At 67.9% G+C, this 15,103-nt stretch carries 16 protein-coding genes; 9 read left to right on the top strand and 7 right to left on the bottom strand.

Features of this window, described 5'->3' with window-relative positions:
• The 3 genes from HWX31_RS14005 to pyk all read right to left on the bottom strand — a co-directional run bounded on the left by HWX31_RS14005 (position 1) and on the right by pyk (position 3,867).
• The gene (locus HWX31_RS14005; protein WP_059610457.1) at positions 1-891 is read right to left on the bottom strand and encodes a phosphoribosylaminoimidazolesuccinocarboxamide synthase; all 891 of its coding nucleotides are present in this window, start codon (positions 889-891) and stop codon (positions 1-3) included.
• A 200-nt stretch (positions 892-1,091) separates the two neighbouring features.
• Complete coding sequence (gene fba / locus HWX31_RS14000) at positions 1,092-2,156, bottom strand: class II fructose-bisphosphate aldolase (protein WP_174963775.1); 1,065 nt, start codon at positions 2,154-2,156, stop codon at positions 1,092-1,094.
• Between the two features lie 274 nt (positions 2,157-2,430).
• The gene (pyk, locus tag HWX31_RS13995) at positions 2,431-3,867 is read right to left on the bottom strand and encodes a pyruvate kinase (RefSeq protein WP_174963774.1); all 1,437 of its coding nucleotides are present in this window, start codon (positions 3,865-3,867) and stop codon (positions 2,431-2,433) included.
• On the opposite strand from pyk, the gene HWX31_RS35185 reads away from it, so the two are divergent.
• Positions 3,866-3,994, top strand: a complete 129-nt coding sequence (locus tag HWX31_RS35185; protein ID WP_010090807.1) for a hypothetical protein — start codon at positions 3,866-3,868, stop codon at positions 3,992-3,994. The two genes, pyk and HWX31_RS35185, sit on opposite strands and share 2 nt — an antisense overlap.
• A gap of 157 nt (positions 3,995-4,151) precedes the next feature.
• On the opposite strand, the gene HWX31_RS13990 is transcribed toward HWX31_RS35185, so the two are convergent.
• From HWX31_RS13990 to HWX31_RS13980, 3 genes are all read right to left on the bottom strand, one after another.
• Positions 4,152-5,348: a phosphoglycerate kinase gene (locus HWX31_RS13990; RefSeq protein WP_045567249.1), complete on the bottom strand. Its 1,197-nt coding sequence runs from the start codon at positions 5,346-5,348 to the stop codon at positions 4,152-4,154.
• 237 nt (positions 5,349-5,585) lie between these two features.
• The gene (locus tag HWX31_RS13985; protein ID WP_174963773.1) at positions 5,586-5,909 is read right to left on the bottom strand and encodes an AzlD domain-containing protein; all 324 of its coding nucleotides are present in this window, start codon (positions 5,907-5,909) and stop codon (positions 5,586-5,588) included.
• On the bottom strand, positions 5,906-6,661 hold the full coding sequence (locus HWX31_RS13980; RefSeq protein ID WP_174963772.1) for an AzlC family ABC transporter permease: 756 nt from the start codon (positions 6,659-6,661) through the stop codon (positions 5,906-5,908). Before HWX31_RS13980 ends, HWX31_RS13985 begins: the two co-directional genes overlap by 4 nt.
• Positions 6,662-6,857: 196 nt before the next feature.
• Here HWX31_RS13980 and HWX31_RS13975 point away from each other — a divergent pair, with 196 nt between their 5' ends.
• From HWX31_RS13975 to HWX31_RS13950, 6 genes are all read left to right on the top strand, one after another.
• Complete coding sequence (locus tag HWX31_RS13975) at positions 6,858-7,781, top strand: branched-chain amino acid transaminase (protein ID WP_042586214.1); 924 nt, start codon at positions 6,858-6,860, stop codon at positions 7,779-7,781.
• Positions 7,782-7,832: 51 nt separating this feature from the next.
• The gene (locus HWX31_RS13970; protein ID WP_006749970.1) at positions 7,833-8,027 is read left to right on the top strand and encodes a zinc-finger domain-containing protein; all 195 of its coding nucleotides are present in this window, start codon (positions 7,833-7,835) and stop codon (positions 8,025-8,027) included.
• Positions 8,028-8,168: 141 nt separating this feature from the next.
• The gene (gene waaF / locus HWX31_RS13965) at positions 8,169-9,209 is read left to right on the top strand and encodes a lipopolysaccharide heptosyltransferase II (RefSeq protein ID WP_059658144.1); all 1,041 of its coding nucleotides are present in this window, start codon (positions 8,169-8,171) and stop codon (positions 9,207-9,209) included.
• A 114-nt stretch (positions 9,210-9,323) separates the two neighbouring features.
• Positions 9,324-9,770: a nuclear transport factor 2 family protein gene (locus HWX31_RS13960; RefSeq protein WP_010090801.1), complete on the top strand. Its 447-nt coding sequence runs from the start codon at positions 9,324-9,326 to the stop codon at positions 9,768-9,770.
• 26 nt (positions 9,771-9,796) lie between these two features.
• A complete protein-coding gene (locus HWX31_RS13955) occupies positions 9,797-10,831 on the top strand; it encodes a hydrolase (RefSeq protein WP_174963771.1) in 1,035 nt (344 codons plus the stop codon).
• Entirely contained in the window at positions 10,824-11,411 is a 588-nt protein-coding gene (locus tag HWX31_RS13950; protein ID WP_174963770.1) for a DUF2946 family protein, read from the top strand. Before HWX31_RS13955 ends, HWX31_RS13950 begins: the two co-directional genes overlap by 8 nt.
• Before the next feature lie 15 nt (positions 11,412-11,426).
• Here HWX31_RS13950 and HWX31_RS13945 read toward each other — a convergent pair whose 3' ends face one another.
• Positions 11,427-13,121: a M48 family metalloprotease gene (locus tag HWX31_RS13945; RefSeq protein ID WP_174963769.1), complete on the bottom strand. Its 1,695-nt coding sequence runs from the start codon at positions 13,119-13,121 to the stop codon at positions 11,427-11,429.
• Between the two features lie 224 nt (positions 13,122-13,345).
• On the opposite strand from HWX31_RS13945, the gene moaC reads away from it, so the two are divergent.
• Positions 13,346-13,825: a cyclic pyranopterin monophosphate synthase MoaC gene (moaC, locus tag HWX31_RS13940; protein ID WP_010090797.1), complete on the top strand. Its 480-nt coding sequence runs from the start codon at positions 13,346-13,348 to the stop codon at positions 13,823-13,825.
• Between the two features lie 268 nt (positions 13,826-14,093).
• Entirely contained in the window at positions 14,094-14,948 is an 855-nt protein-coding gene (locus HWX31_RS13935; protein WP_244143746.1) for a tyrosine-type recombinase/integrase, read from the top strand.
• Positions 14,949-15,103 lie beyond the last annotated feature (155 nt).

The raw sequence follows: 15,103 nt of genomic DNA, 5'->3' as shown, positions 1-15,103 counted from the left end.
TCAGGCGAGCGGCTGGCCGGTGATGCGCTCGAGCGCTTCCTGGTACTTCGCGGCCGTCTTCTCGACGACGTCGGCCGGCAGCGCCGGCGCCGGCGCCGTCTTGCCCCACGGCTGCGCCTCGAGCCAGTCGCGCACGAACTGCTTGTCGAACGACGGCGGGTTGGTGCCGACCTGGTACTGGTCGGCCGGCCAGAAGCGCGACGAATCGGCCGTCAGCACTTCGTCCATCAGGTACAGCTTGCCGTGGTTGTCGAGGCCGAATTCGAACTTCGTGTCGGCGATGATGATGCCGCGCGTCGCCGCGTAGTCGGCCGCTTCCTTGTACAGGCGGATCGAGATGTCGCGGATCGTCGCGGCCAGCTCGGTGCCGATGCGGCGCTCGGTTTCCTCGAACGTGATGTTCTCGTCGTGCTCGCCCATCTCGGCCTTCGCGGCCGGCGTGAAGATCGGCTCGGGCAGCTTCTGCGCGTTCTGCAGGCCTTCGGGCAGCTTGACGCCGCACACGGCGCCGCTTTCCTGGTATTCCTTCCAGCCGCTGCCGGCCAGGTAGCCGCGCACGACGGCTTCGATGAGGATCGGCTCGAGGCGCTTGACGACCACGCCGCGGCCCTTGACCTGCTCGACCTCGTCGGCCGCGACGACCGCTTCCGGCGCGTCGCCCGTCAGGTGGTTCGGGACGATGTGCGCGAGCTTGTCGAACCAGAAGTTCGCCATCTGGTTCAGCACGCGGCCCTTGTTCGGAATCGGCTCGCCCATGATCACGTCGAATGCCGACAGGCGGTCGGTCGTGACGATCAGGAGCTTGTCGTTGCCGACCGCGTAGTTGTCGCGGACCTTGCCGCGCCCGAGGAGCGGCAGCGAGCGGAGCGTGGATTCGTAGAGGGTAGACATCGTCTTTTCGCAGATAAGGAGCCAAACACAAAAAGGGAAACGCCGTTCCCCGCGGCTGGCGGGAACGGCGGTCTTGCGATTCGTCGGCGGCCGGCCGGGCGGCAAGGCCCGGGCGGCGCCGGCCGGCCCTTTTTCGGCCGGCGGGACGGTCACGGCCGGCGGACATCCGCCGGCCGGCAGCCCCGGATCGTACTACAGTCTCAGCGCACGACCTGCGCGAGCTCGCCTGCCTTGTACTTCTCGGCGATCTTGTCGAGCGACACCGGCTTGATCTTGCCGGCCTGGCCTTCGCAGCCGAACGCGAGGTAGCGGTCGACGCAGATCTTCTTCGCCGCTTCGCGCGCCGGCTTCAGGTAGTCGCGCGGATCGAACTTGCCCGGGTTCTCGAACAGGTAGCGGCGGACCGCGCCGGTGATCGCGAGACGCAGGTCGGTGTCGATGTTGATCTTGCGCACGCCGTGCTTGATGCCTTCCTGGATTTCCTCGACCGGCACGCCGTAGGTTTCCTTCATGTCGCCGCCGAACTGGCGGATCTCTTCCAGCAGCTCCTGCGGCACCGACGACGAGCCGTGCATCACGAGGTGCGTGTTCGGGATGCGCGCGTGGATTTCCTTGATGCGCTGGATCGACAGGATGTCGCCCGTCGGCTTCTTCGAGAACTTGTACGCGCCGTGCGACGTGCCGATCGCGATCGCGAGCGCGTCGCACTGCGTGAGCTTCACGAAGTCGGCAGCCTGCTCCGGATCGGTCAGCAGCTGCTCGCGGGTCATCGTGCCCTCGGCGCCGTGGCCGTCTTCCTTGTCGCCCTTCATCGTCTCGAGCGAGCCGAGCACGCCGAGTTCCGCCTCGACCGTCACCCCGATCGAATGCGCCATCTCGACGACCTTGCGCGACACGTCGACGTTGTACTCGTACGATGCGACCGTCTTGCCGTCCGCCTCGAGCGAACCGTCCATCATCACGCTGGTGAAGCCGCTGCGGATCGCCGCCATGCAGACCGCCGGCGACTGGCCGTGGTCCTGGTGCATCACGACCGGGATGTGCGGATACGACTCGACCGCCGCTTCGATCAGGTGGCGCAGGAACGGCTCGCCCGCATACTTACGCGCGCCGGCCGATGCCTGCATGATCACGGGTGCGCCCACCTGGTCCGCCGCCGCCATGATCGCCTGCACCTGCTCCAGGTTGTTCACGTTGAAGGCCGGCAGGCCGTAGCCGTGCTCTGCCGCGTGGTCCAGCAATTGACGCATTGATACGAGAGGCATTGTGGAACTCCTTGAATGAAAACCGGTGCGCCCTGAGCGCCGGCGCGGTCTGGCCAGGGGGTGACCCCGGGCGGACGGGCGCGGCTGAGCGTCGAATAGCCGCATTTTATCGCGAAGCGCCTCCGAATCCGACCGGTTGGCGGTCTCCGCTCGCAATTTGTTACCTTCGCACGGCACAATGCGGGCAAAAAATCAGAAAAAAAGCCGCGCGGGGCTTCGGACCCCACGCGGCTTTCGGCAATAAAACGGTGCCCGATCGAATCGGGCTGCCCGGTCAGTAATGCTCGCCGACCCGGACGATCTTCAGCGTGTTGGTGCCCCCCGCCTGCCCCATCGGCTCGCCGACGGTCAGCACGACCATGTCGCCGAGCGCGACGAGCCCGCGCTGGACGATCAGCTCGATCGCCTGCTGGAGCGCGCCGTCGCGGTCGCTGTTGAAGTCGACGTGCAGCGGCGTGACGTTGCGGTACAGCGCCATCGTGCGCTCGCTGCCGACCCGCGGCGTCAGCGCGAAGATCGGCACGTGCGTGTAGTGGCGCGACATCCACAGCGCGGTCGCGCCCGATTCCGTCAGCGCGACGATCGCCTTCGCGCCCAGGTGGTAAGCAGTGAACAGCGCGCCCATCGCGATCGACTGGTCGATCCGCGTGAACGTGCGGTCGAGGAAATCCTTGTCCAGCTCGACGTGCTCGGACTTCTCGGCCTCGACGCAGACGGCCGCCATCGTCTCGATCGTCACGACCGGGAACTTGCCCGCGGCCGTCTCGGCCGACAGCATCACCGCGTCGGTGCCGTCGAGCACCGCGTTCGCGACGTCCGACACCTCGGCGCGGGTCGGCACCGGCGCGTGGATCATCGATTCCATCATCTGCGTCGCGGTGATCACGAGCTTGTTCGACTCGCGCGCCATCCGGATCATGCGCTTCTGCAGCGCCGGCACGGCCGCGTTACCGACCTCGACGGCCAGGTCGCCGCGCGCGACCATGATGCCGTCGGATGCGTCGAGGATGCTCTGCAGCGCCGGAATCGCCTCCGCGCGCTCGATCTTCGCGATCATCTTCGGCTTGATGCCGTACGGCGCGCCGGCGATGTTCGCGAGCTGGCGCGCCATTTCCATGTCGGTCGCGTTCTTCGGGAACGACACCGCGACGAGGTCCGCGCCGAGCGACATCGCGGTGCGGATATCCTCCATGTCCTTCGCGGTCAGCGCAGGCGCCGACAGCCCGCCGCCCTGCCGGTTGATCCCCTTGTTGTTCGACAGGTCGCCGCCCACCTTGACGATCGTGTGGATCTCGTCGCCGAGCACGCGCTCGACGGTCAGCACGATCAGGCCGTCGTTCAGCAGCAGCACGTCGCCCGTCTTCAGGTCGCGCGGCAGCTCCTTGTAGTCGAGGCCGACGCGCTCGTCGTTGCCCAGTTCGCAGCCCGCGTCGAGGATGAACGGCTGGCCCGGCTCGAGCGTCGTCTTGCCGTTCTCGAACTTGCCGACGCGGATCTTCGGCCCCTGGAGGTCCGCCATGATCGCGATCTCGCGGCCGACCTTGCGGGCGGCCTCGCGCACCATCTCGGCGCGCTGGCGGTGATCATCGGCGGTGCCGTGCGAAAAATTGAGCCGCACGACGTCGAGGCCCGCCTGCATCATCTGCAGCAGAATCTCCGGCGAACTGGAAGCCGGGCCGATCGTGGCGACTATCTTGGTGGCGCGCTGCATGAAACTCCTCATCTGGATCAAGGTGGATGCGCTGGGTGAAACGCTGCGAGAGCCGGACGCGGCAGGCCCAGCGGCCGCCGCTCCGGAAGGCGCGCCGGTGCTTGCGCCCGGCGTCGCTTTGTTCTGAATCTCGTGTTGCAGCACGGCTGCGTCGCCGGCAGCCGCCGGTGCGCGCGGGGCGGTGTTCGCCCGCGCGGGCGCGCGTTTGCGCTTGCCCGCGCCGGCCGTCGGCTCCGCCTTCGCGGAGCGCGCGGCCTTCGTCACCCCTGCGCGCGCCGCCACGCTCAGGCCGCCCGCGTTTCGAGCACTTCCACCGCCGGCAGCTTCTTCCCTTCGAGGAACTCGAGGAAGGCGCCGCCGCCCGTCGAGATATAGCTGACCTGGTCGTGGATGCCGTACTTCGCGATGGCCGCGAGCGTGTCGCCGCCGCCCGCGATCGAGAACGCGGACGATTTGGCGATGGCGTCGGCGAGCGTCTTCGTGCCGTTGCCGAACTGGTCGAACTCGAACACGCCGACCGGGCCGTTCCAGACGATCGTGCCGGCCTTCTCGAGCTGGCTCGCGAGCGCCTTGGCGGTCTCGGGCCCGATGTCGAGGATCATGTCGTCCGCTTCGATGTCGGCGACCTTCTTCACCGTTGCGGCGGCGGTCGGCGCGAATTCCTTCGCGGTGACGACGTCGGTCGGGATCGGCACCGACGCGCCGCGCTTGCGCGCCTCGTCGATGATCGCCTTCGCCTCGTCGACGAGGTCGGCTTCCGCGAGCGACTTGCCGATCGACAGGCCGGCCGCGAGCATGAACGTGTTCGCGATGCCGCCGCCGACGATCAGCTGGTCGACCTTCTCCGCGAGCGACTTGAGGATCGTCAGCTTGGTCGACACCTTCGAGCCCGCGACGATCGCCACCAGCGGGCGCGCCGGGTTGCCGAGCGCCTTGCCGAGCGCGTCGAGCTCAGCGGCGAGCAGCGGGCCCGCGCATGCAACCGGCGCGTACTTCGCGATGCCGTGCGTGGTCGCCTCGGCGCGGTGCGCGGTGCCGAACGCGTCGTTCACGTACACGTCGCAGAGCTTCGCCATCTTCTGCGCGAGCTCGTCCGAGTTCTTCTTCTCGCCCTTGTTCACGCGGCAGTTCTCGAGCAGCACGACCTGGCCCGGCGCGACGTTCACGCCGTTCTCGACCCAGTTCGCGACCAGCGGCACGTCGCGGCCGAGCAGCTCGGCGAGTCGCTTCGCGACCGGCGCGAGCGAGTCTTCCGGCTTGAACTCGCCTTCGGTCGGACGGCCGAGGTGGGACGTGACCATCACGGCCGCGCCGGCGTCGAGCGCGGCCTTGATGGCCGGCACCGACGCGCGCACGCGGGTGTCTTCGGTGATGTTGCCGTGGTCGTCCTGCGGGACGTTCAGGTCGGCGCGGATGAACACGCGTTTGCCGGCGAGCTGGCCGGCGGCGATCAGGTCGGTAAGACGCTTGACTTGGCTCATGTTGGACAAATTGAAGTGGTGGATGGGGAAAAGGGGGTCTTACGCAACACGTGCGCGGGCTGCCGCTGGGGGCGCCGGATGCGGCCGTGGCTGGCGGATCCGCATGACGCGCACGGGTAAAAAATCTGGAACGGGCATTCTAGCCGATCCGTTCGGACGGCTGCCCGCATGGCGGCGAATTCCGCCTATTTGGGACAGCGCGGGATGTTGCGATGCAGCAATGCCGATGCACGCGCATCAGGCGATCAGGCGCAGGCCGGTGAACACGAGCATCCCGACGACGATCGTGCCGAGCATGCTGCGCCGCCACAGGTACCAGCCGAAGCCGGCGAGCGCCGCATAGAACTGATGATTGGCGAGTGCGAACGACAGCCCGGCCGGAGTTTCGAGCACGTCGGGCAGCACGACGGCCGCGAGCGCCGCCGCGGGCGCGTAGCGCAGCGCGCGCTGCGCGCGCTCGGGCAGCACGGTGCGCTCGCCGCCGATCAGGAACAGCGCGCGGGTCACGGCCGTGACGAGCGTCATGCCGATGATGACGAGCCAGATCTGCACGGCGTTCATTCGACCTCCTTCTGCTGCACGGTTTCGGTGCGGATGCGGCGCCAGTCGGCCCGCTCGACGAAGAAGTCGGCGGTGCAGCCGGCCGCGAGCGCGGCCAGCACCGCGAGCGGCAGCGCGAGCCGGTACGGCAGGTCGAACGCGGCCAGCGACACGATGCCGGCGACCGCGACGGCGGCCAGCGTCGAGCGGTTCGCGACCGCCGACACCATGATCGGGATCAGCGCGAGCGTGCCCGCGAGCTCGAGCCCCCAGCTCGCGGGAAAGAAGCTCGCGAGCAGGATCCCGGCGATCGACGACACCTGCCACGACAGCCAGCTCGACAGCGCCATCCCCCAGAAATACGCTTCCTTGCCCGGCACATGGCCGGTCGCGAAGCCCTGTTTCTGGAACAGCAGGTAGATCACGTCGCCGTTGAAATAGCCGATCGCGAGGCGCCGCCACAGCGGCAGGTAGGAAAAATGGGGGGCAAGCCCGGCGCTGAAGATCACGAAGCGCGTGTTGACCATCGCAGCGGTGAGCAGCACGGTCCAGAGCGGCAGCTTCGCGAGCAGGAGCGGCAGCACCGCGAGCTGCGACGAGCCCGCGTAGACGAGCAGCGACATCGCGGTCGCCTGCCCGAGCGTCATCACCGACTTGCTCATCGCGATGCCCGTGACGAGCCCCCAGGACAGGATGGCCATCAGCGTGGGCGAATAGTCGCGCGCGCCCTGGATCAGCGCGAAGCGGTCGGTGGCGGACAATCGAGCAAGCATGGGGAAGGCGCCGCGGCGGGCGGTTTGCTGGGGGCGCCGGCGTCTCCTGCCGGCGCGGCCCGTCGTCGTTGGAATCGGTACCGGGCGATTATAGCGTCGCCCCCGTGCCGACCGCCCGGGTTGACGCCAAAAGACGCTAAAATGTGCGCCTTTCCCGCTCAACGCTGCACACAACCGCTTCCGACAGGAGAATCCTATGTCAATGGCCGACCGCGACGGCAAGATCTGGATGGACGGCAAGCTGATCGACTGGCGTGACGCCAAGATCCACGTCCTGACCCATACGCTGCACTACGGCATGGGCGTCTTCGAAGGCGTGCGCGCGTACAAGACGGCCGACGGCAGCACCGCGATCTTCCGCCTGCACGAGCACACGAAGCGCCTGCTGAACTCCGCGAAGATCTTCCAGATGGACGTGCCGTTCGACCAGGAGACCCTCGAAGGCGCGCAGCGCGACGTCGTGCGCGAGAACAAGCTGGAGTCGTGCTACCTGCGCCCGATCATCTGGGTCGGCTCGGAAAAGCTCGGCGTGTCCGCGAAGGGCAACACGATCCACGTCGCGATCGCCGCATGGCCGTGGGGCGCGTACCTCGGCGAGGAAGGCCTCGCGAAGGGCATCCGCGTGAAGACGTCGTCGTTCACCCGCCACCACGTCAACGTGTCGATGGTGCGCGCGAAAGCGTCGGGCTGGTACGTGAACTCGATCCTCGCGAACCAGGAAGCGACCGCCGACGGCTATGACGAGGCGCTGCTGCTCGACGTCGACGGCTACGTGTCGGAAGGCTCGGGCGAGAACTTCTTCCTCGTGAACCGCGGCAAGCTGTTCACGCCGGACCTGTCGTCGTGCCTCGACGGCATCACGCGCGACACGATCATCACGCTCGCGAAGGATGCCGGCATCGAGGTGATCGAGAAGCGCATCACGCGCGACGAGGTCTACACGGCCGACGAGGCGTTCTTCACCGGCACCGCCGCCGAAGTCACGCCGATCCGCGAGCTGGACAACCGCACGATCGGCAGCGGCGCGCGCGGCCCGATCACGGAAAAGCTGCAATCCGCATTTTTCGATATCGTGTCGGGCAAGAACGCGAAGTACGCGCACTGGCTGACGAAGATCTGAGCGCGCGCCGCACGCGAATGCCCCACAAGAAAGTGAACTAGAGAAAGACCCATGAGTGAAATCAAGGAAATGCCGCTGGTCGAGCTGACGGCCAAGGATCTTCCCGCCTACTGCCCGAACCCCGCGATGGCCCGCTGGAGCGCGCACCCGCGCGTCTTCATCGACGTGTCGCACGGCGAGGCGCGCTGCCCGTACTGCGGCACGCGCTACAAGCTGCGCGACGGCGAGGTCGTCAAGGGCCACTGAGCCCGGACGACCGGCCTGCGCGGCCCGGCCGACACGCACGGCGGCGCGACCGGATGACCGGCGCGCCGCCCTTTCCCATTCTGGCAACCCGAACGCGGCGCCCAGGCGCCGTGTTTCATTACGACATCGGAAGTCGACCTGATGCGTCGAGCGCTGGTTATCGCACCGAACTGGATCGGTGACGCATTGATGGCGCAGCCGCTCTTTGCGCTGCTGAAGAAACTCCATCCCCGCATCGCGATCGATGCCGTCGCGCCCACCTGGGTCGCGCCGGTGCTGGAGCGCATGCCGGAGATCCACGATGTCTACGCGACCGATCTCGCGCACGGCAAGCTGCAGATGCTGCGCCGCTGGCAGCTCGCGAGCGACCTGCGCGACAACGGCTACGACGCGGCCTATGTGCTGCCGAACTCGCTGAAGTCCGCGGTGATCCCGTGGCTCGCCAGCATCCCGCTGCGGATCGGCTATACGGGCGAGCACCGCTATGGCCTCTTGAACGTGCGGCACGCGAACCCGAACAAGGCGCACGGCGAGCGGCCGCCGATGACGGGCCACTACGCGGCGCTCGCGTACGCGCCGGGCGCGAAGCTGCCCGAGTCGATGAAAACCCTGCCGCCGCCGCGCCTCGAAGCCGACCTGAATGAAACGGCGCGCGTGTCCGCACGTTTCAATCTCGATACACGGATGCCGCTCGTCGTGTTCTGCCCCGGCGCGGAATACGGTCCGGCCAAGCGCTGGCCGCCCGAGCACTTCGCATCGCTCGCGAAGATCGTCCACCAGTCGTTCCCGTACACGCAGATCATCGCGCTCGGCTCGCAGAAGGACGCCGCGGCCGCGCAGGCGATCGCCGAGCACGCGCCGCACGTGCGCAACCTGTGCGGGCAGACGTCGCTGTCCGAGGCGTGCGCGCTGATCGCCCGCGCGAACGCGGTCGTCACCAACGATTCCGGGCTGATGCACGTCGCCGCGGCGCTGCGCCGGCCGCTCGTCGCGCTGTACGGCTCGACGGATCCGCGTCATACCCCTCCGCTGTCCGAGCTGGCGAAGGTACAATGGCTGCATCTCGAATGCAGTCCCTGCTTCGAGCGCGAGTGCCCGCTCGGCCACCTGAAGTGCCTGCGCGAACTCGGCCCGGAACAGGTATTCGGCGATCTGCGCGGCATGCTCGTCGGGCAACGCTGACCTACACCGGCAGCGTCGCGAGGCGCGCGCCGGGCAATCCGATTCACCGGTGCGCGGCGGCCTCCCGGCCGCCGTGCTGAATACGGCGCGCGATGCGCGCGAGAGAACAACCCGATGCCACGTTTTGCCCGCCTCTTCGAAGCCGCCGCCGATACGCTCAACGCCTACTACCAAGCCATCGCCGATGCCAATCTCGACGCGCTGATGGCCCTGTGGATCGACGAGGATTTCGCCAGCTGCATCTGGGCGGACGGCGCGCATCTGCACGGCCTCGACCAGATCCGCAGCGGGCTCGGCGCCCGGCTGTCCACGCAGCCGGTCACGATCGAGCCGCTCGACATCCGCGTGTACGACAGCCTCGGCACCGTCGTCTACACGATCGCCGAAGCGCATCAGCAGGCCGACCTCACTGCCGAGCCCGACATGGTGTTCGCGACCTACGTGATGATTCACGAGCGCGGCGAATGGCGCATCGCGCACATCCATGCGAGCCCGATTCCCGACCAGGCGGCCGGGCAGTTCGCCGCCAAGATCCGCCACGGGCAAGGCCCGCTGCATTGATGAATTGACCAAGACGCGGGGCGATCATGAGTACGGCTTCTCCGCCCACATCGCTTGACGGGGGCAACACCCCGGATGACGACACACAGCGCTATCGCGCACCACGCTGGCTGCCGAACAGCCATGCGCAAACCATCGTGCCGGCGCTGTTCGCGCGACGACCGGCCGTCGCCTACCGGCGGGAACGATGGGAAACGCCCGATCACGACTTCATCGATCTCGACTGGATCGCCCATCTCGACAGCGCGGCGCCGGCGCCCGACGCGCCGCTGTTCGTGCTGTTCCACGGCCTCGAAGGCAGCTCCGGCTCGCACTACGCGCTCGCGCTGATGGCCGCCGCGCGCGCGAAGGGCTGGCACGGCGTCGTTCCGCACTTTCGCAGCTGCAGCGGCGAGATGAACCGCCGGCCGCGCTTCTACCACCTCGCGGACAGCGCCGAGGTCGACTGGATCCTCAAGCGCCTCGCCGCGCGGCATCGCGGGCCGATCGTCGCCGCCGGCGTGTCGCTCGGCGGCAACGTGCTGCTGCGCTGGCTCGGCGAGCACCGCGGCGACACGTCGATCGTGCGCGCCGCCGCCGCGATCTCGACGCCGCTCGACGTGCATGCGGGCGGCCGTGCGCTGTCGCAGGGCTTCGCGATGCTCTACACGCGCAGCTTCCTGAAGACGCTGAAGCGCAAGGCGCTCGTCAAGCTCGAGCAGTTTCCGGGCCTGTTCGACCGCGAAGCGATGCTGAACGCCGTGACGATGCACGACTTCGACGACGTCGTCACCGCGCCGCTGCACGGCTTCGCCGACGCGAACGACTACTGGACGAAGGCGACCACCCGCCCGCTCCTGCCGGCGATCGACGTGCCGACGCTGATCCTCAACGCCCGCAACGACCCGTTCCTGCCCGCGTCGGCGCTGCCCGGCCCGGCGGACGTGTCGCCCGCCGTCGAGCTCGACCAGCCCGAAGACGGCGGCCACGCGGGTTTCATGACCGGGCCGTTCCCGGGCCGGCTCGACTGGCTGTCGGTGCGCGTGTTCGGCTATTGCGCCAGGTTCGTCGACCATGGATGACATCGTCAGGCAAGCGCTCGCCAAGTGGCCGGACGTGCCGCACTGCACCGGCTGGCTGCTGCTCGACCGGCGCGGCGACTGGCGCCTGCGCGACGACGCCGCGCAGGCGGCCGGCGAGCTCGGCACGCCGCTGCGCCATGCGGCGCTGGTCGCGTTCATCGCCCGCAACTACGAAGCCGACGAGCACGGCCAGTGGTTCTTCCAGAACGGGCCGCAGCGCGTGTACGTCGAGCTCGCGTATACCCCTTGGATCGTGCGGCTCGCCGAACAGGACGGCCGGCTGACGCTCGCCGATCAGGCCGGCCGGCCGTTCGAGCCGCGGGAAGCATGGCTCGACGACGCGGGCGGCGTGCTGTTTCGCGACGCCGGCGCGCCGTCGCGCGTCGCCGCGCTGCACGATCACGATCTCGGGCTGTTCGCCGACCATGCGGATCTCGACGCGACGCCGCCCGTGCTGCGCTGGCGCGACGACCGCGCGCTGCCGCTCGGCGAGATCGCGCGCGCCGACGTGCCGGCGCGCTTCGGCTTCGTCGCAAGTCCCGCCGAACGGGCGCGCACCGCGCCGGCCGACGAGCACTGACGCCGCTGCGACAGGCTAGCTCCTGCCGTTCTTCTCGTCGTCGCGCTCTTCCTTGTAGCGTGCCTCGAATTCGAGCAGGCGCGCGTTGAGCATCGACTGGTCGTAGAACGACACATCCTTTGCATCGCGCGCGTCCTTCAGTTGGCGGATCGCCGCCGGCCACGCGCCGTCGAGCGCGAGCTTCTCCGCCAGCGCGCGGCGCCGCGCAAGCATGTCGCCCTTGCCGTCGCTCGCCTTTGCGAGATAGTCCCACCAGTCCGGCTGCTGCGGATCGGCCTGCGCCTGCGTGCGGGCGAGCGCCTGCGCTTCTCCGAAGCGGCGCGCGGCCAGGAGCGCCTGCAGATGCGCGACGATCGCCGCGTGCGACGCCGGCCAGCGCCGCTGCGCGAGCGCCGCGAGCCGCACCGCGTCGTCGGTGCGCCCTGCGCGGCGCGCGAGGTCCGCAGCGAGCACGTCGAGGCTCGGCGAGCCCGTCGCGGGATCGTCGTCGCGCCGCGCCCGCGCTTCGAACGCGGCGCGCGACGCCGCCAGCGCCTGCCCCGCCGCATCGTACTGGCCGAGCAGCGTGTTCGCGAGCGCGACGCCGTACCAGTTCGCGGCGACGTTCGCCGCGGTATGGTCGTCGATCTCGAGCTGCATCCGGCGCGCCTCGGCCGCGATGTCGGTCGGCGCGCGGTTCTGCAGGATGCGCAGCCGGGCGCGCACGAACCCGTATTCGGCCGACTGGTGCGGCTGGCGGTACGGCGCGCGCCGCGCGCGATCCTCCATGTCGGCGATCCGCTCGCCCGTCAGCGGGTGGGTGCGCGCGTAGGCCGGCACGCCCGCATCGCCCATCGATGCGTGGTCCAGCCGCTCGAAGAAGCCCGGCATCCCGTACGGATCGTAGCCCGCGCCCGCGAGCAGTTGGAAGCCGACGCGGTCCGCCTCGCGCTCCGCCGAGCGCGAAAAGCGCAGCTGGTTGTCGACCGCGTACGCCTGCCCGCCCATCGCGATCGCGCTGCCGAGATCGCCGCTGCGCGCCAGCACGCCGGCCAGCACGCCGAGCAGCATCGTTGCGAGCGCCGTATAGCCGGTCTTCTCGCTCGCGCCGATCATCCGCGCGATATGCCGCTGCAGCACGTGGCCCATCTCGTGGCCGACGACCGACGCGAGCTCGGATTCCGTCTGCGTCGTGATGAAGAGCCCGGTGTTGATGCCGATGAAGCCGCCCGGCATCGAGAATGCATTGATCTGCGCGTCGCGCACCGGGAACAGGTCGAAGTCCGGCGCATAGCCGCCGATGAAGCGCGCGGTCGCCGCGGCCGCGAGGCGCGCCGCCATCGTGTTCAGGTAATCGCGCGTGAGCCAGTCGTCGAGATAGTCGGGGTCGCGCCGCACCTCGCGCATCACCCGTTCGCCGAGCTTGCGCTCGGCCTGCGGCGTCAGCGTGCCGCCGGAGCCGTCGCCGAGATCGGGCAGTTGCAGCGCCCGCAGCGGCGCGCGCAGGCCGGCGGCGGAATTCGACACGCCGGTGGCGCCGGAAAACCGGCTCTCGGCGCCGCCGTAGGTGCCGAATACGTCGGGCGCAATGCCGGACGGCACGGTCGAGATCGACGGGAGACCGGCGCCCGCCGCCTCGAGCGGCAAGGCGCCCGCGCGTTGCGCGAAGCCGTCGGGCGGCAGCGCCAGGGCCGCCGACAGCAACGCGACAAGCAACTGTTTGACACGCATGGCAGGATGATCGCGACGCCGTCCCGCGCGCGGCGCGCGCCTCGCGGCGATTGGTATGAATATCGTGGCCATTGTACCGGCGCCGGCCCGGCTGTTCCGCGCGGATCGTCCGCGGGTTGTGTGCCGGCGGCGCGCGCGCCCGCTGCTATGATAGGCGCCCTTCAAGCTATGCACGGGACCGAACCGGGCGACGAAGCGCCGGATTCGATCGACAGGAGCACGACATGTCTGGACTCACCCATTTCGACGCCGCCGGCCACGCGCACATGGTCGACGTCGGCGGCAAGCAGGAAACGCAGCGTATCGCCGTCGCGCGCGGCACGATCCGGATGCTGCCGGCGACGTTCGAGCTGATCCGCGACGGCAAGGCGAAAAAAGGCGACGTGCTCGGCGTCGCGCGCATCGCGGCGATCCAGGGCGCGAAGCGCACCGCCGACCTGATTCCGCTGTGCCATCCGCTCGCGCTGACTCGCGTCGCGGTCGATTTCGAACTCGACGACGCGCTGCCGGGCGTGCGCTGCGTCGCGCAGGTCGAGACGTTCGGGCGGACCGGCGTCGAGATGGAGGCGCTCACCGCGGTGCAGGTCGGGCTGCTGACCGTGTACGACATGTGCAAGGCCGTCGATCGCGGGATGGTGATTACCGACGTGAGCGTGCGCGAAAAGCGCGGCGGGAAGTCGGGGGACTGGAAGGCGGAGGCGTAACGCCCTGATTTATAAACCCTTCCCGTCGTTCCGTATCCACCGACCCGGCGTCGTCATCGTCTGACGAAATCGCCTCGAATCTGACTGCAGGCCTAAGAAAAATCGATCTTGTCCCACTCCTGTCCCACAGGAGACTGGAATGGCCTCAATTCGCCAACGAGACGGGAAATAGCAAGTACGTGTTCGGCGCACAGGATTCGCCGACGAAGCAAAGATCTTCAGCACTCGCGCAGATGCTGAACGATGGGCGTGATCCGTCGAAACGGAGATGGATCGCGGAAGCTTCGTCAGTCGGAGTGAGGCCGAAGCGAATACGCTCGAAGACATCACCAACTTCTACATCGCCGATGTATGCCCGACGCAACGTAGCGGCGCTGATGCAATCATTCGGCTTCGTGCTACTTGCCGCAACACGCTGGCAAAACTCAGCATGGCAGCACTGACGCCCAAGGCTGACGCAGCCTACAGGGATGAACGACTGAAAAAAGTGAAGCCCACCACGGTAACTCGCGAACTGGCCTTGCTTTCAGCCATCATCAACCATGCCCGTCGCGAACGGGACATCAACATCGCAAATCCCATTGCGCTGATCCGCAAGCCAACCGCCCCACAAAGCAGGGACCGAGTACTGACCGCAGAAGAAGCGGTGCGCCTTCTTGCCGAACTGGTTCCGGTCGACCGCATTAACGTATGGCTGCTTCCGGCAACGATCCTGAGCTTGGAGACGGGCATGCGACGCGGTGAACTGGTCGAACTTCATTGGTCGAACGTCAATCTCGAAGCCCAGACCGCGCATTTGCCGAGGACCAAGAACGGGACAGCACGAACCGTCCCGCTGTCTAAGAAGGCTGTCGCCACATTGGCAGCATTGCCGCAATCCATCGACGGCCGGGTCATTCCTGTCAAAGGACTCACGTTGCATGCAGCGTTGCGAAAAGCTTGCATACGAGCAAAGATCAACAACCTCCACGGGCACGACCTACGACATACCGCCATCACGCGAATGGCCCAGAAACTACCCAATGTCATCGAACTGGCTGCTGTCTCGGGCCAACGCAGTTTGGCGATGTTGAAGCGGTACTACCATCCGTCTGCGACCGACTTGGCGCGAACGCTCGGCTAATTTACTGGCAGCCCCGACGCCTAGCCTGATTTGGCGGTACGTCAAAGCAACGGCGTCGCCCGAAGAAGGACCGGCTTGCGCTGGTTCTCATCTTCACTGAGCGCCCATCGCAGCGTCGAAGGCCATCTCGCGCAAGCGGCCCGAACAAGCTATAC

The sequence above is a fragment of the Burkholderia ubonensis genome (assembly GCF_902833085.1).
Lineage (GTDB): Bacteria > Pseudomonadota > Gammaproteobacteria > Burkholderiales > Burkholderiaceae > Burkholderia > Burkholderia ubonensis.
This window is presented reverse-complemented; position numbering and strand designations above follow the sequence as displayed.

Excerpts from the sequence above, each read along its gene's own strand:
- HWX31_RS14005 (WP_059610457.1), bottom strand. The coding sequence starts at position 891 with ATGTCTACCCTCTACGAATCCACGCTCCGCTCGCTGCCGCTCCTCGGG.
- fba (WP_174963775.1), bottom strand. The coding sequence starts at position 2,156 with ATGCCTCTCGTATCAATGCGTCAATTGCTGGACCACGCGGCAGAGCAC.
- HWX31_RS35185 (WP_010090807.1), top strand. The coding sequence starts at position 3,866 with ATGAAACTCCTCATCTGGATCAAGGTGGATGCGCTGGGTGAAACGCTG.
- pyk (WP_174963774.1), bottom strand. The coding sequence starts at position 3,867 with ATGCAGCGCGCCACCAAGATAGTCGCCACGATCGGCCCGGCTTCCAGT.
- HWX31_RS13990 (WP_045567249.1), bottom strand. The coding sequence starts at position 5,348 with ATGAGCCAAGTCAAGCGTCTTACCGACCTGATCGCCGCCGGCCAGCTC.
- HWX31_RS13985 (WP_174963773.1), bottom strand. The coding sequence starts at position 5,909 with ATGAACGCCGTGCAGATCTGGCTCGTCATCATCGGCATGACGCTCGTC.
- HWX31_RS13980 (WP_174963772.1), bottom strand. The coding sequence starts at position 6,661 with ATGCTTGCTCGATTGTCCGCCACCGACCGCTTCGCGCTGATCCAGGGC.
- HWX31_RS13975 (WP_042586214.1), top strand. The coding sequence starts at position 6,858 with ATGTCAATGGCCGACCGCGACGGCAAGATCTGGATGGACGGCAAGCTG.
- HWX31_RS13970 (WP_006749970.1), top strand. The coding sequence starts at position 7,833 with ATGAGTGAAATCAAGGAAATGCCGCTGGTCGAGCTGACGGCCAAGGAT.
- waaF (WP_059658144.1), top strand. The coding sequence starts at position 8,169 with ATGCGTCGAGCGCTGGTTATCGCACCGAACTGGATCGGTGACGCATTG.
- HWX31_RS13960 (WP_010090801.1), top strand. The coding sequence starts at position 9,324 with ATGCCACGTTTTGCCCGCCTCTTCGAAGCCGCCGCCGATACGCTCAAC.
- HWX31_RS13955 (WP_174963771.1), top strand. The coding sequence starts at position 9,797 with ATGAGTACGGCTTCTCCGCCCACATCGCTTGACGGGGGCAACACCCCG.
- HWX31_RS13950 (WP_174963770.1), top strand. The coding sequence starts at position 10,824 with ATGGATGACATCGTCAGGCAAGCGCTCGCCAAGTGGCCGGACGTGCCG.
- HWX31_RS13945 (WP_174963769.1), bottom strand. The coding sequence starts at position 13,121 with ATGCGTGTCAAACAGTTGCTTGTCGCGTTGCTGTCGGCGGCCCTGGCG.
- moaC (WP_010090797.1), top strand. The coding sequence starts at position 13,346 with ATGTCTGGACTCACCCATTTCGACGCCGCCGGCCACGCGCACATGGTC.
- HWX31_RS13935 (WP_244143746.1), top strand. The coding sequence starts at position 14,094 with ATGGATCGCGGAAGCTTCGTCAGTCGGAGTGAGGCCGAAGCGAATACG.